Source organism: Flavobacterium chryseum, assembly GCF_004362015.1.
GTDB lineage: Bacteria > Bacteroidota > Bacteroidia > Flavobacteriales > Flavobacteriaceae > Flavobacterium.
Genome location: NZ_SNWW01000004.1, coordinates 250,492 through 272,451 on the forward strand (window position 1 = coordinate 250,492; position 21,960 = coordinate 272,451).

At 29.7% G+C, this 21,960-nt stretch carries 21 protein-coding genes; all 21 read left to right on the forward strand.

Annotated elements, in window-relative coordinates; all coding sequences use genetic code 11:
* The first annotated feature begins 1 nt into the window (after position 1).
* Positions 2 to 1,045, forward strand: a complete 1,044-nt coding sequence (locus EV143_RS10015; protein WP_133507802.1) for a polysaccharide biosynthesis protein — start codon at positions 2 to 4, stop codon at positions 1,043 to 1,045.
* A gap of 272 nt (positions 1,046 to 1,317) precedes the next feature.
* Entirely contained in the window at positions 1,318 to 2,439 is a 1,122-nt protein-coding gene (wecB, locus tag EV143_RS10020; protein ID WP_133507803.1) for a non-hydrolyzing UDP-N-acetylglucosamine 2-epimerase, read from the forward strand.
* A gap of 7 nt (positions 2,440 to 2,446) precedes the next feature.
* A complete protein-coding gene (locus EV143_RS10025) occupies positions 2,447 to 3,298 on the forward strand; it encodes a dTDP-4-dehydrorhamnose reductase family protein (RefSeq protein WP_133507804.1) in 852 nt (283 codons plus the stop codon).
* A gap of 1 nt (position 3,299) precedes the next feature.
* Positions 3,300 to 4,505: a glycosyltransferase family 4 protein gene (locus EV143_RS10030; protein ID WP_133507805.1), complete on the forward strand. Its 1,206-nt coding sequence runs from the start codon at positions 3,300 to 3,302 to the stop codon at positions 4,503 to 4,505.
* A gap of 7 nt (positions 4,506 to 4,512) precedes the next feature.
* Positions 4,513 to 5,412: an NAD-dependent epimerase/dehydratase family protein gene (locus EV143_RS10035; RefSeq protein WP_133507806.1), complete on the forward strand. Its 900-nt coding sequence runs from the start codon at positions 4,513 to 4,515 to the stop codon at positions 5,410 to 5,412.
* The gene (locus EV143_RS10040) at positions 5,412 to 6,377 is read left to right on the forward strand and encodes an MraY family glycosyltransferase (RefSeq protein ID WP_133507807.1); all 966 of its coding nucleotides are present in this window, start codon (positions 5,412 to 5,414) and stop codon (positions 6,375 to 6,377) included. The genes EV143_RS10035 and EV143_RS10040 overlap by 1 nt, the downstream gene beginning before the upstream one ends.
* Complete coding sequence (locus tag EV143_RS10045) at positions 6,374 to 6,799, forward strand: WxcM-like domain-containing protein (protein ID WP_133507808.1); 426 nt, start codon at positions 6,374 to 6,376, stop codon at positions 6,797 to 6,799. Before EV143_RS10040 ends, EV143_RS10045 begins: the two co-directional genes overlap by 4 nt.
* Positions 6,792 to 7,934 carry a DegT/DnrJ/EryC1/StrS family aminotransferase gene (locus EV143_RS10050; protein ID WP_133507972.1) on the forward strand — a complete coding sequence of 381 codons (1,143 nt, stop codon included), beginning with the start codon at positions 6,792 to 6,794 and terminating at the stop codon, positions 7,932 to 7,934. The genes EV143_RS10045 and EV143_RS10050 overlap by 8 nt, the downstream gene beginning before the upstream one ends.
* Before the next feature lie 16 nt (positions 7,935 to 7,950).
* Entirely contained in the window at positions 7,951 to 8,499 is a 549-nt protein-coding gene (gene rfbC, locus EV143_RS10055; protein WP_133507809.1) for a dTDP-4-dehydrorhamnose 3,5-epimerase, read from the forward strand.
* The gene (gene rfbD, locus EV143_RS10060) at positions 8,499 to 9,347 is read left to right on the forward strand and encodes a dTDP-4-dehydrorhamnose reductase (protein ID WP_133507810.1); all 849 of its coding nucleotides are present in this window, start codon (positions 8,499 to 8,501) and stop codon (positions 9,345 to 9,347) included. Before rfbC ends, rfbD begins: the two co-directional genes overlap by 1 nt.
* Before the next feature lie 75 nt (positions 9,348 to 9,422).
* On the forward strand, positions 9,423 to 10,307 hold the full coding sequence (gene rfbA, locus EV143_RS10065; protein WP_133507811.1) for a glucose-1-phosphate thymidylyltransferase RfbA: 885 nt from the start codon (positions 9,423 to 9,425) through the stop codon (positions 10,305 to 10,307).
* 250 nt (positions 10,308 to 10,557) lie between these two features.
* A complete protein-coding gene (locus EV143_RS10070; RefSeq protein ID WP_243739834.1) occupies positions 10,558 to 12,366 on the forward strand; it encodes a polysaccharide biosynthesis protein in 1,809 nt (602 codons plus the stop codon).
* Positions 12,367 to 12,586: 220 nt separating this feature from the next.
* Positions 12,587 to 13,453, forward strand: coding sequence for an ABC transporter permease (locus EV143_RS10075; RefSeq protein ID WP_133507813.1), 867 nt, complete (start codon positions 12,587 to 12,589; stop codon positions 13,451 to 13,453).
* A gap of 52 nt (positions 13,454 to 13,505) precedes the next feature.
* Entirely contained in the window at positions 13,506 to 14,792 is a 1,287-nt protein-coding gene (locus tag EV143_RS10080; RefSeq protein ID WP_133507814.1) for an ABC transporter ATP-binding protein, read from the forward strand.
* 2 nt (positions 14,793 to 14,794) lie between these two features.
* Entirely contained in the window at positions 14,795 to 16,042 is a 1,248-nt protein-coding gene (locus tag EV143_RS10085; RefSeq protein WP_133507815.1) for a glycosyltransferase family protein, read from the forward strand.
* Entirely contained in the window at positions 16,035 to 16,997 is a 963-nt protein-coding gene (locus EV143_RS10090; RefSeq protein WP_133507816.1) for a glycosyltransferase family 2 protein, read from the forward strand. Before EV143_RS10085 ends, EV143_RS10090 begins: the two co-directional genes overlap by 8 nt.
* Positions 16,997 to 17,938: a glycosyltransferase family 2 protein gene (locus tag EV143_RS10095; protein WP_133507817.1), complete on the forward strand. Its 942-nt coding sequence runs from the start codon at positions 16,997 to 16,999 to the stop codon at positions 17,936 to 17,938. The genes EV143_RS10090 and EV143_RS10095 overlap by 1 nt, the downstream gene beginning before the upstream one ends.
* Before the next feature lie 13 nt (positions 17,939 to 17,951).
* Positions 17,952 to 18,728 (forward strand): glycosyltransferase, encoded by a 777-nt coding sequence (locus tag EV143_RS10100; protein ID WP_133507818.1) that lies wholly within the window; start codon positions 17,952 to 17,954, stop codon positions 18,726 to 18,728.
* The gene (locus EV143_RS10105; protein ID WP_133507819.1) at positions 18,728 to 19,519 is read left to right on the forward strand and encodes a glycosyltransferase family 2 protein; all 792 of its coding nucleotides are present in this window, start codon (positions 18,728 to 18,730) and stop codon (positions 19,517 to 19,519) included. The genes EV143_RS10100 and EV143_RS10105 overlap by 1 nt, the downstream gene beginning before the upstream one ends.
* On the forward strand, positions 19,507 to 20,580 hold the full coding sequence (locus EV143_RS10110) for a glycosyltransferase family 2 protein (RefSeq protein ID WP_133507820.1): 1,074 nt from the start codon (positions 19,507 to 19,509) through the stop codon (positions 20,578 to 20,580). Before EV143_RS10105 ends, EV143_RS10110 begins: the two co-directional genes overlap by 13 nt.
* Positions 20,580 to 21,713 (forward strand): glycosyltransferase, encoded by a 1,134-nt coding sequence (locus EV143_RS10115; protein WP_133507821.1) that lies wholly within the window; start codon positions 20,580 to 20,582, stop codon positions 21,711 to 21,713. Before EV143_RS10110 ends, EV143_RS10115 begins: the two co-directional genes overlap by 1 nt.
* Positions 21,714 to 21,960 lie beyond the last annotated feature (247 nt).

Genomic DNA, 21,960 nt, shown 5'->3' on the forward strand with positions numbered 1-21,960 from the left:
AATGTTAATAAAAAATAAAACGCTTTTAATTACAGGAGGAACAGGATCTTTTGGGCATGCTGTTCTTCACCGGTTTCTTCATACTGATCATTTTGATGAGATACGTATTTTTTCCCGTGACGAAAAAAAACAGGATGATATGCGTAATCAGCTAAAAAGTGATAAATTAAAATTCTACATTGGGGATGTGCGGGATTTTCATAGCGTAGAAAGAGCTATGCATGACGTTGATTATGTTTTTCATGCAGCTGCACTTAAACAAGTTCCTTCTTGTGAGTTTTTCCCTATAGAAGCAACTAAAACAAATGTTTTTGGAACTCAAAATGTTATCGATGCAGCGGTTGCTAATAATGTAACTAAAGTTATATGCCTGAGTACTGATAAAGCAGCTTATCCGATTAATGCAATGGGAATATCTAAGGCATTAATGGAAAAGGTTGCTATTGCAGCATCCAGAACTATAAAAAACAATACCACTACAGTTTGCTTAACACGATATGGCAATGTAATGGCATCCCGGGGTTCTGTAATTCCTTTGTTTTTAAAACAAATACAATCTGGCAAAGACATAACAATAACAGATCCTTCAATGACACGTTTCCTGATGTCTCTTGAAGAAGCTGTAGAACTGGTGTTGTTTGCGTTTGAACATGGAAATCAAGGTGATTTGTTTGTAAATAAAGCTCCAGCAGGGACAATAGGTGATCTGGCTATTGCACTTAAAGAATTATGCAATGCAGATAATGAGATAAAAATAATTGGTACACGTCATGGTGAAAAGCTATATGAAACGCTTTGTACACGTGAAGAAATGATCAAAGCCGAAGATATGGGCGATTTTTATCGTATTCCTGCAGACAATCGTGATCTGAATTATGCCAAGTATTTTTCAGAAGGTGAAATAGATATTTCTAAGGTAGAAGACTACCATTCGCACAATACACAACAGCAGGATGTAGAAGGCATGAAAAAACTCTTGTCCAGCCTTCCTTTAATCAGGAAACAGGTATTTAATGAAGAATTTATAGATTACTATTTTGATTAATTATGGAAAAGCCACAATTATTAGTGGCAATGTTTATAAAATTCAAGAGTAAATAGTTCTTTATGATCAGATTCTTTATCTGCATTTAAATATGTGATTGATACTTTGAAAATCTAAATTTTATAAATACCGGGAGGATATCTTTTCGGATTTAGGGCATTATAAAAATAATTCTAAAATAATGGCTTGTTCTGATTTGCACTTGACGAATCAAAGGGAGATAGTTTTCTTTTTTCTTTAGAACATTGGAAGTTAGGCAATTAATTTACTATATGAAAAAACTTAAAGTTGTTACTGTTGTAGGCACAAGGCCTGAAATCATCAGATTAGCAGAATGTATAAAAAAATGTGACCAGTTTTTTGATCATGTACTTGTTCATACAGGACAAAATTATGATTATGAGCTTAATGAGATCTTCTTTGAAGATCTTCAATTAAGAAAACCGGATGTCTTTCTCAATGCTCCTGGGAATCATTTAGGTGAAACGATTGGTAATATAATCGCCAAATCATTTGAGGTCTTTACCGATGTAAAACCAGATGCTTTACTGGTACTTGGAGACACAAATAGTGTTTTATGTACAATTGCAGCTAAAAGACTTAAAATTCCTATATTCCATATGGAAGCAGGAAACAGATGCTTTGACCAAAATGTACCCGAAGAAATAAATAGAAAAATATCAGATCATATCTCTGATATAAACCTTACTTATACCGAGCATAGCAGGAGATATCTTCTTAGTGAAGGGTTTAGAAAAGATCATGTATTTGTTACAGGCTCCCCATTATGGGAAGTACTTACCAAGTACATGACAAAGATCAATGAAAATGATATAGTAAAGAGGTTAAAATTAATACAGGGCGGCTACTTTGTCGTAAGTGCGCATCGTGAAGAAAATATAGATTTAGGAAATAATTTCGAAATATTAGCAGAATCACTTAATACAGTAGCTGAGCAATATAATATGCCGATAATATTTTCCACACATCCGAGAACAAAGAAGAGGATAGAAGCAAATAATATAAAATTTCACCCATTAGTACTGAATATAGCTCCGCTTGGTTTCTTTGATTATGTAAACCTTCAGAAGAATTCATTCATGGTACTGTCTGATAGTGGTACTATAAGTGAAGAATCTGCAATGATGGGATTCCCGGCAATAAGCATAAGAACAAGTACTGAACGTCCTGAAGCAGTAGATGTGGGAACAATCATTATTGGTGGTATACAAAAAGATCAGATTCTTAACGCAATAGAAATTACAAAAGCCTTAATCCCCAATGATTTAACACAATTACCAGTAGAATATCAGGTAAATAATACTTCTGAGAGAGTAGTTAAAGTTATTCAGAGTTACACCTCAATAGTTAATAAAGTAATCTGGAATAAATAAATTTGCTATGAAGAAAGTTTTAGTATTAGGAGCAAAGGGTATGGCGGGTCATGTTGTTTTAAAATTATTACCTCAGTTAGGATCTTACGATGTTTGGGGAATTGCCCGAAATATTGATGAGTCTGATAGACTTATTAATTTGGATGTTAAGAATACCGACAAGCTGAGCGCTATAGTTGCTTCTCATAATTTCGACTGCATTATAAATTGTATAGGGATCTTAAATAAAGAAGCTGAGGACAATCCGGATAAAGCAATATGGTTTAACAGCTATTTTCCTCATTTTATTGAATCTATTACAAGAAATACTTCAACTAAAGTTATTCATATTAGTACCGATTGCGTTTTTTCGGGAAAAATGGGAGCATATACTGAAAATGATTTAAAAGACGGATATGGTTTTTATGCTCAATCTAAAAATTTGGGTGAATTAGATAATAATAAAGATCTTACACTTAGGACTTCTATAATAGGTCCTGAAGTCAATGAAAACGGAATTGGACTATTTCACTGGTTTATGTCACAAAATAATGATGTCGAGCTAAAAGGTTTTACACATGCTTTTTGGTCGGGAATAACTACAATTGAACTGACTAAAACGATTCACGCAGCTATCGAGCAAAATATTACCGGGTTAATTCAGATTACTCAAAAGAATAAGATTGATAAATATAGCTTATTGCAACTTTTTAATACGATATTTAAAAGCGGTTTAATAAGTATAAGACCGAATTCTGACTATCATGTAGACAAAAGTATGGTATCTATTAGGACAGATTTTAATTATAAAACTCCTGAATATGATGCAATGCTTTTAGAAATGAAGCAATGGATAGAGCAGAATAATTATAAGTATTAGTATGAGGATTCTGGTAGTAACCCAATATTTCTGGCCTGAAAATTTTAAAATAAATGACTTTTGCCTTGGCTTGAAAGAGCGTGGGCATGATGTTACTGTTCTTACAGGAATACCTAACTATCCTAAAGGTAAATTTTATGATAATTATAGTTTTTGGAAAAATAATGATGAAAAATGGAATGGTATAAAGATATACCGTTCAAAACTTTTTTCTAGAGGTGATAATGGTATCAGGCTAATGCTTAATTATGGATCATTTGTGTTGTTTGGCACATTGAAATCTCTTTTTATAAAAGAAAAATTCGATAAGATCTTTGTTTTTGAGCCTTCTCCTGTAACGGTTGGGTTGCCTGCAATGTTTGTAGCAAGAAGGATGAAAATACCTTATTATTTCTGGGTACAGGATTTATGGCCCGAAAGCCTTTCTGCAGCCGGAGGTATAAATAATAAAACTATTTTGTCTTTTTTTGACAAAATAACTCGATCAATCTATAAAAGTGCCGAGAAAGTTTTAGTACAGTCTGAGGGCTTTATTGACTATATTGTAAAACAGGGTATTGCTAGAGAAAAAATTATATATTACCCTAATTCAACTGAAAGCTTTTATAAACCTGTGGCCTCTTCTGAAGTTTATCAGCAAAAAATGCCTAAGGATGGTCTTAAAATATTATTTGCAGGGAACCTTGGCGAAGCACAAAGCTTAGATACACTCGTTGATGCTGCCAAAATACTTAAAGATAAAAAGATAAAGGTTAATTGGATATTGTTAGGAGATGGCCGTCAGAAAGAACATTTAGTAAGCGAAATAAAAAGAAAAGGATTAGTGGAAGATTTTCATTTACTAGGATCTTATCCATCTGAAGAAATGCCACTATTTTTTGGCTGTGTAGACGCACTTGTAGTATCACTTAAGAAAAATAAAATTTTTGCACTTACTATACCTTCCAAACTACAATCCTACATGGCATGTGGAAAGCCAATAATTGCATCACTTGAAGGTGAAGGAGCGAGAATTGTTGAAGAATCAAAATCCGGTTTTGTTTCTCCTCCTGATGATGCCGATGGGCTTGCAGAAAGCATTATCAAGCTGTATAATGCAGATGATAAGCAAAGAACCGAAATGAGTCAAAATGGCCTGAAATATTTTAATGAACAGTTTGAAAGGGAACTTTTACTCGATAAATTAATAGAAATTTTGAAACAATAATTCCAAAATGAAAGTAACTATTACTGGAGCTTCCGGCTTTGTGGGGAAAAACCTTTCAATATATCTATTAAATAATGGATTTGAAATTAATTCAATTTCCCTGAGAAATTTAAATCAAACCTTTTGTTTTAATTCTCATGCCGTTATACATTTAGCTGGAAAAGCACACGACACTAAAAACACAAGTGAAACTTCTGAGTATTTTAAAATAAATACAGATCTAACCAAAAAAATATTTGATATTTTTTTAGAAAGTGAATGTAGAGATTTTATTTATTTCAGTAGTGTAAAAGCTATTGCAGATAATGTGCCAGAGATTTTATTTGAAGACAATCAATCTAATCCCAAAACTCCATATGGTCAATCAAAACTAAAAGCAGAAGAATATATCTTATCAAAAGAAATTCTAAAAGGGAAAAGAGTTTTTATAATAAGACCATGTATGATTCATGGACCAGGAAATAAAGGAAATTTAAATTTGCTTTATAATGTAGTGAATAAGAGAATTCCATATCCTTTGAAAGCTTTTCTTAATGAAAGATCATTTCTTGGAATTGATAATCTTAATTTTATGATTAAGGAAATTCTCCAAAATAAAGATATCCCTTCTGGGATTTATAATTTTGCTGATGATGAATTTTTATCAACAAATGATTTAGTTCAAATTATATCTTCGACTTCCAATAAAAAAAATCTATCGATCAGTATTCCTAAACCATTCATAAATGGAATAGCAAGGTTTGGGGATTTAGTAAGATTCCCCCTTAATTCAGAGACTATTCAAAAGTTAACAGAAAATTATAGAGTTTCAAATCAAAAAATAAAATCAGCTATTGGAATCGACAAACTTCCTTACACTGCACAACAAGGATTAGAAAAAACAATCAAAAGCTTCATAAATAAATAATGGAATACACTATACTTGGAATTCTTTTAATGATTTTAATGTTACTCTATTTTAAAGTAGCAGACAAGTTTAATATTATTGATAAACCCAATCAAAGAAGCTCACATACCGAAATAACTTTAAGAGGCGGAGGAATAATTTTTTGGTTTTCTGCATTGCTTTATTTTGTACAGCATGTTCAGGATAATTACTTTTTTTTCACAGGAATTACACTGGTTAGTTTAGTGAGTTTTTGGGATGATATTCAGAGTTTATCAAATAAAATTCGGATATCAATTCAGTTTTTGGCGATAACCTTAATTTTTTTTGAAATTGGTATTTTTAATTCGATTCCTCTTTTTTGGATTGTTGCAGCTTATATTTTGGCAATCGGAATAATAAATGCCTATAATTTTATGGATGGTATAAACGGTATAACGGGGCTGTATACTTTAGTTGTTATGGGTTCGTTGCTTTACATCAATCAAGAGATTCAACTTTTTACAGATAGTAGTTTTATAAAATATGCAATGATTGCGAGCCTAGTTTTTCTTTTTTTTAATTACAGAAAAAAAGCCAAGTGTTTTGCAGGTGATGTTGGTAGTATCGCTATTGCATTTTGGGTAATTTATTTAGTTTTGAAACTTGTTTTAAGAACACATTCTTTAATCTGGCTTTTGTTTCTTGCTGTTTACGGAGTTGACGCCATTTGTACAATAATTCATAGATTGTATTTAAAACAGAACATATTTGAAGCACACCGTCTGCATTTATATCAAGTTTTGAGTAACGAATACAAAATCCAACATAGGCTGGTTTCTTTATACTATGCAATTGCTCAAGTTATAGTTTCGGCTTTGGTCATTTGTTTATACCAAAAAGTACCTGACGTAGTTTTATTTGTAATTGTGATTGCACCTTTACTGCTTATATATACTTTAAAATTTTATCTACTGAATAAAAATAATTTGAAAGTAAATATATGATTCCGAAAATAATTCAGGGAGGAAATTTTTCAGATCATCGTGGAACTATTTCATATGTAAATGATTTTAGTTTTGAGGATATTAAAAGATTTTATATCATTAGTAATTCTGATGAAAATCCGATTCGTGCTTGGCAGGGTCATAAATTAGATGCAAAAAACTTTTATTGTTTAAATGGGTCTTTCAAAATTCATTATGTAAAAATTGATAATTGGGAAAATCCTTCAAAAGATTTAGCTATTGAAACGGTAATTGTTTCTGATTTAGATAGTAAAATTGTTCATATTCCGGCAGGTTATGCAAATGCTATTGAATCTTTAGAAACAAATTCAAAACTAATATCATTTTCGACTTTACCACTATCAAATGTTAGTGAAGATGATGTTCGTTACGATTCAGATTATTGGGAAATTAATGGATAATAAACGAATTTACTTATCTCTATCACAACAAAGTGGCTTTGAGCAAGAATATATTCAAAAAGCATTAGAAACGAATTGGATTACGTCTGGTGGACCAAATGTTAATGATTTTGAAAATCAATTGCAAAATTATTTTGGTGATGAATTTTTCTTGACAGCTTTAAATTCAGGAACTTCTGCTATACATTTGGCATTAATTTTATTAGGAGTAAAAACTGGAGATGAGGTTATTTGTCAAACAATGACATTTTCAGCATCAGCAAATCCTATTTTATATCAGGGTGCAATTCCCATTTTTGTAGATAGTGAACCTGAGACTTGGAATATTAGCCCGGAATTTCTTGAAATAGCTATAAAAGATAGAATAAAAAAAGGAAAAAAACCGAAAGCAATAATAACCGTTCACTTATACGGTAATCCTTATAAGGTTGATGAAATACATGATATTGCAGCCCGATATGATATTCCAATAATTGAAGATAGTGCTGAAGCACTTGGAAGCACTTATAAAGGTAAAAAATGTGGGACTTTTGGAACTTTTGGAATTTTTTCATTTAATGGAAATAAAATTATTACAACTTCAAGTGGAGGAGCATTAATTTCAAGTTCAAACGAATCTAAAGAAAAAGCAATCTTTTTTGCCACTCAGTCAAAAGATGCGGCAGTTCACTATCAGCATAGTGAAATTGGTTATAATTACAGGATGAGTAACGTTTGTGCTGGTATTGGACTTGGACAAATAAAGGTGTTGGAGAATAATATTGCAGCAAGAAGAAAAAACCACATTTTTTATAAAGATCTTTTTGATAGTATAAAAATTGTAACCCTTTTCGAAGTATTAAATGAAGATTATTTTTCAAACTATTGGTTAAATGCCATTTTGATTGAACCAAACTTGGAAAAAAATATAAATAATGAGACTTTAAGAATAGCTTTTGAAAAGGCCGATATTGAAAGCCGACCACTTTGGAAACCAATGCATTTACAGCCAATTTTTATGAAATATCCATATTATGGAAATAAAATTGCCGAGGGATTATTTAAAAAAGGATTGTGTTTGCCATCAGGATCAAATCTCACAATAGAAGATAAAAATAGAATTAAGGAAGTGATTACTACTTTCTTTTCAGTATAGAATTAAAAATTTTAATATGAAAATTGAAGAAACATTTATAAAAGATTTGGTTATTATTGAGCCAACAGTTTTTGGAGATGAAAGAGGTTACTTTTTTGAATCATACAGTAAAACTAAATTTACAGATTTAGGAATTAACATTGATTTCGTTCAGGACAATCAGTCGTTTTCAAAAAAAGGAACCTTAAGAGGATTACATTATCAAAATCCTCCTTTTGCACAAACGAAATTAGTTCGTGTTTTAGATGGCGAAATTATTGATGTTGCCGTAGATTTAAGAAAAGATTCTCCCACTTACGGAAAATCATTTAGCGTTTTATTATCAGCAGAAAATAAAAAACAATTATTAGTGCCTCAAGGTTTTGCACACGGTTTTTCTGTTATTAGTGAAACAGCATCTGTAATGTACAAATGTGATCAATTTTATAATAAGGATTCTGAAGGTGGTATTAAATTTGATGATCCCTCATTAAATATTGATTGGGGAATGGATTTAAAAGAAGCAATAGTTTCTGAAAAAGATCAAATACTCCCTTTTATCGAGAATTGTAATAGTTTATTTTAATGAAAAGAATACTAGTTACGGGAGCGAATGGACAGTTAGGATCTGAATTGGCTGTTTTGTCTGCAAAATACCCACAATATGAGTGGATTTTTACTAATAGAAATAAAATTACACTCAACGACCTAGATTTGCTTAAAGTTCAGTTAAATGAAATTAATCCAAATATAATTTTAAACTGTGGAGCCTATACTGCAGTTGATAAAGCTGAAACAGAAAAAGAATTAGCTTTTACAATAAATCATTTGGCTGTTGAAGTGATTGCAAAATATGCTTCGGATAAGAATGCAAAATTAATTCACATTTCTACAGATTATGTCTTTGACGGATCTTCTTCAATTGCATTAAATGAAGAAGCAGAAACGAATCCTATAAATATATACGGAGAAAGTAAACGAACTGGTGAAATTGCTTGCTTAAATGTAAATCCAAATTCAATCATTTTGAGAACTTCTTGGGTTTACAGCAAATTTGGAAATAATTTTGTTAAAACTATGCAACGTTTGATGCAGGAAAAAGAATCAATTAATGTTGTAAATGATCAAATAAGTTCACCAACCTATGCCGCAGATCTTGCACAGGCAATGATTGATATTTTAGAACATTCAGAATGGATTCCGGGAGTTTACAATTATTCAAACGAAGGCGAAATAAGTTGGTATGAGTTTGCGTTGACTATAAAAGAATTGGGCGGATATAATTGTAATGTTGGCGGAATTCCTTCTTCATCTTATCCAACTCCAGCTAAGCGTCCTGAATTTTCATTATTGGATAAGAAAAAAATTAAAGAAGTTTATAATTTAGACATTCCAAATTATAAAGAGAGTTTGAAAAAAATATTTATAAAATAGAGATGATTTTAAAAATTAGATTTTAAATTTCTTATTGAAACTAAATCTAAAATCTAAAATCTAAAATCAAAACATATGAAAGGAATTATTTTAGCAGGAGGTTCAGGAACTCGTTTACATCCCTTAACATTGGCAATGAGCAAGCAAATGATGCCTGTTTATGATAAACCAATGATTTATTATCCATTGTCTACTTTGATGATGTCTGGAATAAGTGAAATATTAATTATTTCTACTCCACACGACTTACCAAATTTTAAAAAATTATTAGGAGACGGATCAAGTTTGGGATGTAAATTCAGCTATGCAGAACAAGCTGTCCCAAATGGTTTAGCTCAGGCTTTTGTAATTGGTGAAGAATTTATTGGTAGCGATAATGTAGCCTTAATATTAGGAGATAATATTTTTTTTGGATCTAATATGCAAGAACTTTTAAAATCAAATACAAACCCTGATGGTGGTGTGGTTTTTGCTTATCATGTATCAGATCCTGAGCGATATGGTGTCGTAGAATTTGATGAAAATTTAAAAGCCATTTCTATTGAAGAAAAACCAGAAAATCCAAAATCTAATTTTGCAGTTCCGGGGCTTTATTTTTATGATAATTCAGTAGTTGAGATCGCAAAAAGTATAAAGCCGAGTGCAAGAGGCGAGTATGAAATTACTGATGTAAATAAAGTATACTTGGAAAGAGAAGCTTTAAAGGTTGGTATTTTAAGCAGAGGTACAGCATGGCTGGATACAGGAACCTTTAATAGTTTAATGCAAGCAGGACAATTTGTTCAGGTACTTGAAGAAAGACAAGGATTAAAAGTAGGGTGTATAGAAGAAATTGCTTGGAGACAAGGATTTATAAATGATGAACAACTCGAAGAACTTGCCTTACCATTAGTCAAATCAGGATACGGAGCTTATTTGATTGATTTTTTAAAACAAAAGAAAAAAGGTGTTAAGATTTAATATACGAAGAGAAATAATTTTTTAAAACTTTAATTCGTATTTTTGTATTTACCATACAAAGTTTACAAAACCTAAAATAACCTAAACTAAATTGAATCCAGAAGAATCAAATAAAATAAGATCTTTATTCCATGTTTTTTTTTCACCAAGGAATTTAAGAGCCAATATAAACAACCTTAGTTATTTACCAAGGTGGATTATTGTCGCCATTGACATAATGGTTCTTATCTTTTCTTTTACATTCACTTATATGTTGTTTGAAGGAACAGCATTAGGATATATTATTACATCACACAATTTTTATTTTGTCTGCACTCTAATTTTTGTAAACGTATTTTTCTTTTGGTTGTTTAGAACCTATTCTGGAATTATACGACATTCTTCCTACATCGATGCAATAAAACTTTTGTTTTCGCAAATGTCAGTTTTAGTGTTTTTTTTATTTTTCAATTTAGTATTTGAACTATATGCCGGGCACAAAGCTTTTTTAAATACAGCTCTCTTCATAAATTTAGTTTTATCTTTTTGCGGTTTATTTCTATATCGCGTAATTGTAAAACAAACTTTTGAACTTTACTTTTCTGAGAAAACAAGTACAAAGTTAATTAGAACAGTAATTTACGGAACCGATGCTAATGCAATTTCAGTTGCCAACGCTTTGAAATTTGAAACACCTTCCCGATTTAAAATTGTTGGTTTTGTAGATAAAAACAATCAAAATGCATCCAAAAGAATGTTGGATTTGCCTATTTTGATACTTAGAAAGAAATTACCCGCCTTAATGCGATCTGTTGCCGCAGAGGGTATAATCATAGCCGATAAAAGTTTATCGAAAGATGAACAGTTAATTATTGTTGATCAATGTTTAGAATTCAATTACAGAGTCTACACAGTTCCATTGATTTCGGATTGGGAAAATCAAAAAGAAATTTCCCAAAAAGTAAAAAATATACAGATTGAAGATTTACTAGAAAGAAAACCAATAGTTTTGGATAGTAAATCAATTTCTAAACAATTAAAAGACAAAACGATTCTTATAACCGGGGCAGCGGGGTCAATTGGAAGTGAAATTGCAAGACAAGTACTGAGCTTTAACCCTAAAAAAGTTATCATCTTAGATCATGCGGAAACACCTTTGCATAATTTGTGTTTAGAAACATTAAGCATGAATTCTGAGACAAATATTATCGCTGTAATAGCCGACGTAAGAAGTAAAAAAGCATTAGATAAGGTTTTTAGAAATCATAATCCGCATGTAGTTTTTCATGCTGCTGCATATAAACATGTTCCTTTGATGGAAGAAAATCCATCCCAGGCAATTTTAACAAATATAAAGGGAACCAAGAATTTGGCCGATTTATCATGCACATATCGTGTCAAGAAATTTGTTATGGTCTCAACAGATAAAGCTGTTAATCCTAGTAACGTTATGGGAGCCAGTAAACGAATTGCAGAGAAATATGTTCAGTCTTTATTTTTGAAAAATCAAAGAGAAAGTATTGAAGGAGCTACAAAATTTATTACAACCCGTTTTGGAAATGTTTTAGGTTCAAACGGATCCGTTGTTCCTTTATTTACGAAGCAAATTGCCGAAGGTGGCCCTGTAACAATAACCCATCAGGATATTATACGTTATTTCATGACAATACCAGAAGCTTGTCAATTGGTTCTCGAAGCTGGTGCTATGGGGAATGGTGGAGAAATCTATATCTTTGACATGGGTAAACCAGTTAAAATAATTGATTTAGCTAAGAAAATGATTAAGCTTGCAGGTTTTATTCCTGATAAGGAAATAAAGATAAAAATCGTTGGTTTAAGACCCGGAGAAAAGTTATATGAGGAATTATTAAATGACACTTCTAAAACATTACCAACCTATCATAATAAAATTATGATTGCTCAGGAAATACAAGACGAATACGAAAATTTACATGCAGAAATTGACGAACTTATAGAAATTACTGATTTTTATGATAATGATGATATTGTGTCTAAAATGAAAAAAATAGTTCCTGAATTTAAAAGTATGAATTCTGCTTTTGAAGTCCTAGATAAGTAGTTATCCATTATTTAAATTTACGATTAAGTATTAAAGGTGTTTTTTATTAAACGCCTTTTTTGCTTTTTAATCAATTCGTAATAAGGTAAAAATCCTGTTAATTTAGTAATCAAAAAAAGATTTTGTAATAATAATTTATAAACACTTAGGAAAATTGTCCTTTATTTCTAATTTTGACGCATAAATTATTACAGCCCCAAATTGTAATGAAAAAAACAAAATGAATACTACTAAAAATTCCAATGACTGGCTGTTTGAAATAACACCCAAAAATAAATTCTTTACTCTTAATCTTAAAGAAGTTTGGCAATATCGCGACTTACTATTCTTATTTGTAAAACGTGATGTTATAACAGTTTATAAACAAACGGTTCTAGGACCGCTTTGGTACTTAATTCAGCCTTTATTTACCTCCATAACTTTTACGATAATATTTAATAACGTTGCAGGAATCAATACAGGAACAGTCCCCCCATTTTTATTTAATTTGGCAGGAATAACAGTTTGGAATTATTTTACAGCATGTTTAAACGGAACGTCTGATACTTTTAAAGCCAATGCAAACATATTTGGGAAAGTCTATTTTCCGAGGATTATTACTCCTTTATCAGTTGTAATATCGAATTTGATTAAATTTGGTATTCAATTTTTAATTTTTATTATATTTTATATTTTATATTATTTTCAAGGTGCAGATTTAAGTTTAAATGGATTGATATTATTTTTTCCTATTTTAATTTTAATAATGGGAGTTTTAGGATTGGGACTTGGAATGCTTATTTCCTCTATGGTTACGAAATATAGAGATTTTAGCTATTTAGTAGGCTTTGGTATACAATTACTAATGTATTTATCAGCAGTAATGTATCCAATGGAATTGATAAAAGAAAAATTACCAAACTATGGTTGGCTTGTCGAGTATAATCCATTAGCTTATATTATTCAAACAGCTCGATATATGCTTTTAAATGTTGGAGGAATTTCTATTTTGGGATTAATTTATACTTTAGGGGTTACAATTGCCGTGTTTTTAATAGGTCTTCTAGTTTTTAATAAAACTGAAAAGAGTTTTATAGATACTGTGTAATTAATTTTTATTAAAAAAAGATTTTATGAAATCTACAATTCATTATATATAATTGGAAAAAGATATAATTTTAAAAGCTGAAAACGTGTCTAAACAATATCGTTTAGGACAAGTAGGAACAGGAACATTAAGTCACGATTTAAACAGATGGTGGCATGAAATTAGAGGGAAAGAAAATCCATATTTAAAAATTGGTGATAGTAATGATCGCTCGACTAAAGGGAATTCTGACTATGTATGGGCTTTGCAGGATATTAATTTTGAAGTAGAACGTGGAGATGTTTTAGGTATAATTGGAAAAAACGGAGCAGGAAAATCTACATTACTAAAAATACTCTCAAAGGTAACTGCCCCTACTATTGGATCTATAAAGTCACGTGGTCGTATTGCTTCGCTTCTTGAGGTAGGAACTGGTTTTAATAGTGAAATGACAGGTCGTGAAAATATCTTTTTAAATGGGGCTATTTTAGGAATGACTAAAAAAGAAATAAAGTTAAAAATTAATGATATTATTGAATTTTCAGGATGTGAACGTTATATAGATACTCCAGTAAAAAGATATAGCAGCGGAATGACTGTACGTTTAGCTTTTGCTGTAGCTGCATTTCTGGAACCTGAAATTTTAGTCGTTGATGAGGTATTAGCAGTAGGTGATGCTGAATTTCAGAAAAAAGCAATTGGCAAAATGCAGGATATTTCTAAAGGAGAAGGAAGAACTGTATTATTCGTTAGTCACAATATGGCTGCAGTAAAAAGTTTATGTACCAGAGGAATTGTTTTAGAACATGGAAAGGTAGTTTTTGAAGGTGATCAAAATGAATCAGTTGACTTTTATCTAAAAAGAGCAGAAAGCAGAAGCGAAATTAATTTAATTGATAGAAATGATAGACTTGGTAGCGGAAAACTAAAAGTTAAATCTGTTCAACTTTTAAATAAGAATTTTCAAGAATTAAATGAGGTTATTTCTGGTGAAATGCTCATAATTAAAGTTACGTTTGTTAAATATATAGAAATTGACTATAAAAAAATGAAGGTAGCAATAAATTTTCAAGATGAAAATGAAAGTTTTATTTTGTCTTTTATTAACGATGAAATGAATCATTCTTTTCATAATTTAGAAAATCAAGATTATTTTTATTTACAAATTCCTAATCTTTATTTAAGAGCTGCATCATATTCTTTGAGAATTATGCTTTCTGAAACTGACACACACAGCAATAATTTTATTGATGTTATTGAAAAAGTTATAGATGTTGATGTTTTACCAGGAGATATTTGGAAAACTGGTATTACAAATAGGAAAGGGCATGCAGCAATAATACCTGGAGAGTTTATTTAATTATGAAGGATAATAAAATACTTGTGTTAGGCATAGGTCAATCTAATTTTCTTAATCAACTATATGAAAATTTATCTATTGACAATCCTTCGTTATCTATTGATATTGATGGTTATGTTGATATTTCACAAGGAAAAAATTTATCTTCAAATTTTCAGTACGGTAATTATTTCGATTTTAAAAAAGTAAAAATCCATAAAATACTTTTATTGAAAAAAATGTTTCAATTACTTTTTTCGAACTTCTTCTGGAAAATAGTATTTTTCGAACTTTCACAAGGATTAACTATTAAGAAATTCTTTGATTTAATTAAGGAATATACAAGAACAAAATATATCGTTGAAAATTATATTCAACCCAAAAATTATCAAATTTTTCATTTTCACTTTTGTACACCTGAAAACTTAAAGTATCTATACTTTTTATCAAAAAATTCAAAATCTATTTGCAGTTTTTGGGGATCTGATTTGTTAAGAGCAACAGGACCTTCCAATGTTTTTTATGTGCAGTTAGCGCTTGAAAAAGCTAGTATAGTTACAGTTCAAACTAGAGAATTAGCTGAAGTTTTATTTTGCAAATACGGCAGGAATTTAACTCAAAAGACGCAATACCTACCTTTTACCATCAGTACAAAAATTTATGAGTCAATAGATAAATATAAGTTGGATTTCAAAGTAATTGAAGATTTTAAAATAAAATATAAAATTCCTGTTGATAGAAAAGTTATTGTTATCTCTCACAATGCTTTTAAAGAAAATAATCATATTAAAGTTCTGGAAGAGTTAAATAAGATATCCAATTCAATAAAAAAAGAAATTACGGTAGTTTTACCTTTAGCTTATGGAAGAGATGAAAAATATATAAACAAACTAAAAGCAATAAAAATTGAAAATATTGAAATTACTTTGATTTTAGATTATTTTGATTCTAATGAAATAGCTCTTTTGAGATTAGCTACAGACATAATGATTCAAATGCCAATAAGTGATGCTTTAAGTGGGACTATGACAGAAGTTTTATATGCAGGAAATAAGGTCATTGCGGGAAGTTGGCTTCCTTATGGTCTTTTAAGACGAAAAGAGGTTATTTTTTCAGAGATTGATGATTTTTCAGATTTGGTACCTGCAATTGAAAAACTTTTAAAATCAACGGAAAATAATAATAATAGTGCCATTATTAAATCGATATTATTTCCAAACACTACAACTCCTCTTTGGAATAATCTATTTAAAAACTTATTAGATGAGTAATCAACTAATATCAATAATTATCCCTACATACAATCGGGCAAATTTAATAAGAGAAACTCTTACTAGTGTTCTTGAACAAACCTATAAAAATTGGGAATGCATTATAATTGATGATGGTTCTACAGATGATACTGAAATAGTAATTAATGAATATGTAAAAAAAGATAATCGCTTTAAATACTACCACAGGCCTAACGAAAAACAAAAAGGGGCAAATAGTTGTCGAAATTATGGATTTGAGTTAAGTAGAGGAGAATATATTAATTGGTTCGATGACGACGATATAATGTTAAATAATTTTCTTGAAGAAAAAATAAAACTGTTTACAAGTGAGATTGATTTAGTTATTTGTTCTGGAGTATATGTAGATGATAATTTAAACAAAATAAAAGTTATAGATCTTAAAAGTTATTCGTTTTTATTTAAAGACTATGTTCTATGGAAGTTACATATTATTACAAACTCTATAATGTTTAGAAAGAGCTTTTTAAATGATAAAGAACTTTTTAGTCTAAAGATTTCGAGAGGACAGGAAACAGAACTTTTTTCGAGATTATTTTATAAATTACCTGAAAAAAAATATTTGATTACAAATATTCCATTGTTTTTATATAGACAACATTTAGGTACTAAAACTTATCGGAATAATAGTTATGTAAAATCATATAAAGAGTCTCAAGCTATAATTGCAATAGAAAATTTAAAAAAAAGTATTGAATTACATGATTCAGAGCTTATAAAAAGCTATTATTTTAATTTGGTAGATTTTTTTTACAGGAGCTTAGAACAGAAACATTTTGAAAATTGCAGGTTTATTGTTAAAAATTCAACTCCTCAACTCTTTTTAATAAATAAAAAGTTAGCTGTGAAGTTTTGGATAAGTTCATGTTTTTTTATTCTTGCAAAAAGAGGAAGTTATAAATTTGAAAAATATTTCAAAAATTTTTCTTTATAATGGATCCCTTAATTTCAATCATCATCCCTACTTATAATCGAGCGCATCTAATTGATAAAACGCTTGACAGTATCATTGCACAGACATTTACAGATTGGGAGTGTATAATTGTTGATGATGGATCAATGGATAATACGGAGGAAGTAATAAATAAATATAGTAAAAGGGATTCGAGATTTAAATATTTCAAAAGACCTACGGATAGAATAAAAGGACCAAATTCTTGCCGAAATATTGGATTTGAAATGAGTAAAGGAACATGGATAAACTGGTTTGACAGCGATGACATTTATATTGAAACCGCCTTAGAGCGTTTTGTTAAAGTGATTCACCCTGATTTAGATGTTATAGTTGCCAAATTAGTTAAAATTGATTCCAATACTAATGAAGTGCTTGGCTATAATAGAATTTTTACGCAAAACCTTATACAGGATTATTATACAGGATTAGTAAGTTTTTATGTTTCAGGGCCTTTATGGAATAAGCTTTTTTTGAATAATCAAAAAGAATTATTTGATGAAAAAATTAGATTTTTAGATGATTGGGATTTTAATTTAAGAATGCTATATCAGAAACCTAAAATGAAATTCATTGACGAAATTTTGATTAACTATATTATAAACACTAATTCACTTTCAAATCAAATTTATAAACTCGATGTACTTGAAATCAACTCAGAAATTTATGCTAGAGAAAAGCAATTGAAAATTGTTAGAGGAAATAAGTTAGTTGATATTTCAATCTGTACTAAATTTACCAGAGATAGATATAAAACTGTTCTTAGAGACTGTCTTATTAATGATAGTAAAAAAGGAAGAATCCTAATGTATAAAATGATAGTAAAAAATATTGAACTGCGAGATTTTAAATCTCTTTTTAAGGGTATAATAGGTTATTTTTCTTTTATAATATTTGGCAAAGGATACGCCTTTTTTAAATAATTAGTTCTCATATATGCAAAAAATATCTAAGATTATACATTATTGTTGGTTTGGTGATAATGAGTATTCTAATATTCAAAGCATTTGCTTTGAATCATGGAAAAAACACCTGCCTGATTATGAGTTTATACTTTGGAATGAAAAGAATTCTGATATGAATCATCCATTTGTAAAATTTGCTTACGAGAAAAAGAAATTTGCCTTTGTAGCCGATTATGTGAGACTCAAAGCAGTTTATGATTACGGAGGAATTTACTTGGATACAGATATGTTTTTAATGAAAAATTTTGATGCATTACTAGATGATGTTTTTTTTATTGGAGCTCAGGATAATGAATTAGTAAGTGCAGGAATTTTTGGAGGCATTAAAAAAAGTGAGTATATAAAAATATGTTTAAAGTATTATGAAGATGAAAGTCCGATGGATTGGCAACTGAGACTTGCAATTCCAAGAATCCTAACAAGAGGTTTTGAGACTTTTACTGAAACGGTTAAGACAGATTTTAGCAAGATCGTAAGGGCTAAAGAATTAGTAGTTTATCCTCCTGAATATTTTTATCCTTTGGCTTTTGATATCAACAAACCTTTTCAAAAAGATTTTGAAAAGTTCGCAACTAAAGAAACAATTGCAATTCATCTTTGGGAAGGTTCTTGGATAGAATATGATGTTTTTCAATTAATACGCAGAAGGAATTATTTAGAAGCAATTAAAAAGCTTGATTTTAAAAATTTCAATATTAAGATTTTGAAAAAATGTATAACTGCTTTAGCTCAATCAATTAAAAATTAATGATTTCTATAGTAATAAGAAACAAAAATGAAGCAAAAGCCTTAGAATCTGTTTTAAGTATTCTGCATAAGGTTTATTTTGAAGATATTGATGAAATTATTGTGGTAGATAATAATTCTACAGATCAAAGTGTTGAAATTGCTAAAAAGTTTAATTGTAAAATCGTACCTATTGAAAAGTTTACTTACGGTAAAGCAATTAATTTAGGGATTGAAAGTGCCAAAAATGATTTAGTATTACTTTTAAGTTCTCATGCCGTTCCAGTTGGAGAATCATTTTTTAAAAATTCAAAAAAAATGTTTATTTCAAATCCTTCATTGGCGGCACTTCGATATATCAATTCATATTCAAATTACACAAGGGCTTTCGAAAATAACTTCGAAATAAAAGATGGTTTAAACTATGGTTTGATGGCTGCGTGCGCAATGATCAATAAAAAAGTATGGGAGAAATATAAATTTAATCAAATACTTATAGCGAGTGAGGATAAAGAATGGTCAGATCGTGTCATCAAAAGTGGTCTTAAAATAATGGACTTTAATGAAACCTTTTTTTATTTTATTAAAAGAGATGAAAAAGGCTCGTTAACTCGTTGGAAAATTGAAACTATTGCTCATTATCAATTGCATGGATTAAAATATAGTTCGCTTATAAAAATTATATTTTCATTTTTTTATAAAATAGGTTTTCAATTACCAAAAGAGTATTTCAAGCGATTAATTTATGAAATACGTTTATTTACTACAAAAATCACATTACGAAAAAAAATCAATTCTAAATGGCAACAATAGTCCTGACCAATCGTAATCGTGATTTACAAACGGTAAAAAACTGTCTTGATTCACTAGAAAATCAGTCCAATGATAATTTTGAATTGTTTTTTGTGGATTATGGATCAAATAATGATTATGTAGTTCATTTAGAACAATTGCTATTAAAGTATCCAAAAATCAATTATATAAATTGCCCGGTTTCCGGACAATTATGGAATAAATGCAGAGCCATTAATATTGTTTTGCAGCAATGCAAAACGCCTTATTTTTTTGTTGGAGATATAGACATGCTTTTTCATTCTGATTTCATCAGCAAATTGCATGAACTTAAAAACGAAAATAAAGTAACATATTTTCAAGTTGGTTTTTTAAGTGAAAAAGAAACGTTGCTCCAGAAAGATTTTGATCATGCAGCGGTTAGCTTTACTTCAAAAAAAGAAGCTACCGGAATGACATTATATCCTACTCATTTATTGAAGGAAATTAACGGCTATAATGAGTTTTATCATGGCTGGGGAGCCGAAGATACAGATGTGCATATTCGATTGCATAATCTGGGAATTGAGATTGAATTTTATGAAAAAGAAATTCTTTTAAAACATCAATGGCATCCCAAAACGTATCGAACAAATTTAAGCACAGATCCTTATCATTTTAAATTAGAAAGAATAAATCATTCCTATATTCAGATTGCCCAAATAAGCAAGCAAATAAAAGCAAACCTAAATAATGAATGGGGAGTTTTAGCTGACAAAAAAAAGTATTCTAAATTAGAAAGCAAACCGGATCTTGAGATTGAGATTGAACCGGAAATTTCAAAAATAAATGCATTATTAGCACAATGGAACAATTTTGAAAACAAAGTAATTTCTATAACTGTCAAAGATGCATTTGATATCAAAAAGAGAAAACAACTTATCAAAAAAGCTTTAGGAAAAAAACACCTGAAATTTGTATCAATGAAAAATGTAAATGATCTTATTTTGGAAGAAATCGTGAAGCATTACAAAAATTTGCCATACCAATATTCATTCGATCAAAATCAAAACTTAATTCATCTTAAAATTTATTTTCAATAATGAAAATATTAATGGTTTCAATTCCGTCACTCCATTTTTTTAGATGGACAAGCCAACTTGAGAATTCTGGCCACGAAGTATATTGGTTTGATATTACAGGAATGAATGAGAAATCACAAAGGTTAAATTGGGTATCTCAAAAAGTAGGATGGAAGTTAAAATGGAATTATCCGGGAAGATCATTTATTAAAAAAAGTTTGCCGAAAGTGTATCATTTTTTGCAGTCTTTTAATGAGCACAAAACAGCACTTGTTTTCGAGCAATATCTGAACGAAATTAAACCCGATGTTGTTCATAGTTTTGCTTTGTATTTGTCATGTACACCCATTATTTCGGTCATGGAGAAACATTCAAATCAAAAATGGATCTATTCTTCATGGGGAAGTGATTTATTTTATTTTCAAAATGATCCAAAATATTTGAAAGATATAAAGCGGGTTTTACCACGAATAGATTATTTGTTTACAGATTGTACAAGAGACTATGAAATTGCTAAAAAGCATGGGTTCTCAAAAGATTTTCTAGGTGTTTTTCCTGGTGGCGGAGGGTTCGATTTAGCAGAGATGCAAAAATATAAATTGCCTAAAAATGAAAGAAATATTATTTTAATTAAAGGTTTTCAAGGAAGATCGGGCAGGGCTATTTCAGTTTTAAAGTCTATCGAGCTTCTAAAAAAAGAACTTTCTGATTATACAATTGTAGTTTTTGGAGCCGATAATGACACTTTACAATACGTAAACAAATCACTTTTAAAAGCTTGGAGCAACTTTCAAATAATTGGAAAAATGACTCATCAGGAAGTTATTGAACTTATGGGGCAATCTGTTATTTATATTGGTAATAGTAATTCAGACGGAATTCCGAATACATTATTAGAAGCTATTTGCATGGAAGTTTTTCCTATTCAGTCGAATCCGGGTGGCGCAACAGCCGAAATTATAAATCATGGTGTAAACGGAATGCTGATTGAAAATTGTGAAGATATTTTTGAAATTAAAAACACAATAAAATTAGGATTAGAAACTTTGGTTAAAAATACTGTGGATTATTCTAATTCAGAACTAATTAAAAGTCTTGACTTTTATCATATAAGAAAAACAATTATACATACATACAATAATCTTAATGAGTAAAATACAGTTAGCCTCATCTTTTAAATAGAACCAATTTGAAAATTTCGATGAGGGCGATTTAGGATATTTAAATCTAAATAATATATAATTGTAAAGAATGTAAAAGATGCAAATGTCATTATTTCTCAAAATTTTAAATTTTTGCGTAAACATTTTGGATAACTTTTTTTGGAAAAAAGTTTTTGATATGAACAGTTGAGCCTAGATTTTATAACCATTTTATATCAAGTAAAAAAAGTATCTGTTA

Bases quoted from the DNA above. Each gene is read 5' to 3' on its own strand.
- EV143_RS10015 (WP_133507802.1), top strand. From the start codon at position 2: ATGTTAATAAAAAATAAAACGCTTTTAATTACAGGAGGAACAGGATCT.
- wecB (WP_133507803.1), top strand. From the start codon at position 1,318: ATGAAAAAACTTAAAGTTGTTACTGTTGTAGGCACAAGGCCTGAAATC.
- EV143_RS10025 (WP_133507804.1), top strand. From the start codon at position 2,447: ATGAAGAAAGTTTTAGTATTAGGAGCAAAGGGTATGGCGGGTCATGTT.
- EV143_RS10030 (WP_133507805.1), top strand. From the start codon at position 3,300: ATGAGGATTCTGGTAGTAACCCAATATTTCTGGCCTGAAAATTTTAAA.
- EV143_RS10035 (WP_133507806.1), top strand. From the start codon at position 4,513: ATGAAAGTAACTATTACTGGAGCTTCCGGCTTTGTGGGGAAAAACCTT.
- EV143_RS10040 (WP_133507807.1), top strand. From the start codon at position 5,412: ATGGAATACACTATACTTGGAATTCTTTTAATGATTTTAATGTTACTC.
- EV143_RS10045 (WP_133507808.1), top strand. From the start codon at position 6,374: ATGATTCCGAAAATAATTCAGGGAGGAAATTTTTCAGATCATCGTGGA.
- EV143_RS10050 (WP_133507972.1), top strand. From the start codon at position 6,792: ATGGATAATAAACGAATTTACTTATCTCTATCACAACAAAGTGGCTTT.
- rfbC (WP_133507809.1), top strand. From the start codon at position 7,951: ATGAAAATTGAAGAAACATTTATAAAAGATTTGGTTATTATTGAGCCA.
- rfbD (WP_133507810.1), top strand. From the start codon at position 8,499: ATGAAAAGAATACTAGTTACGGGAGCGAATGGACAGTTAGGATCTGAA.
- rfbA (WP_133507811.1), top strand. From the start codon at position 9,423: ATGAAAGGAATTATTTTAGCAGGAGGTTCAGGAACTCGTTTACATCCC.
- EV143_RS10070 (WP_243739834.1), top strand. From the start codon at position 10,558: ATGTTGTTTGAAGGAACAGCATTAGGATATATTATTACATCACACAAT.
- EV143_RS10075 (WP_133507813.1), top strand. From the start codon at position 12,587: ATGAATACTACTAAAAATTCCAATGACTGGCTGTTTGAAATAACACCC.
- EV143_RS10085 (WP_133507815.1), top strand. From the start codon at position 14,795: ATGAAGGATAATAAAATACTTGTGTTAGGCATAGGTCAATCTAATTTT.
- EV143_RS10090 (WP_133507816.1), top strand. From the start codon at position 16,035: ATGAGTAATCAACTAATATCAATAATTATCCCTACATACAATCGGGCA.
- EV143_RS10095 (WP_133507817.1), top strand. From the start codon at position 16,997: ATGGATCCCTTAATTTCAATCATCATCCCTACTTATAATCGAGCGCAT.
- EV143_RS10100 (WP_133507818.1), top strand. From the start codon at position 17,952: ATGCAAAAAATATCTAAGATTATACATTATTGTTGGTTTGGTGATAAT.
- EV143_RS10105 (WP_133507819.1), top strand. From the start codon at position 18,728: ATGATTTCTATAGTAATAAGAAACAAAAATGAAGCAAAAGCCTTAGAA.
- EV143_RS10110 (WP_133507820.1), top strand. From the start codon at position 19,507: ATGGCAACAATAGTCCTGACCAATCGTAATCGTGATTTACAAACGGTA.
- EV143_RS10115 (WP_133507821.1), top strand. From the start codon at position 20,580: ATGAAAATATTAATGGTTTCAATTCCGTCACTCCATTTTTTTAGATGG.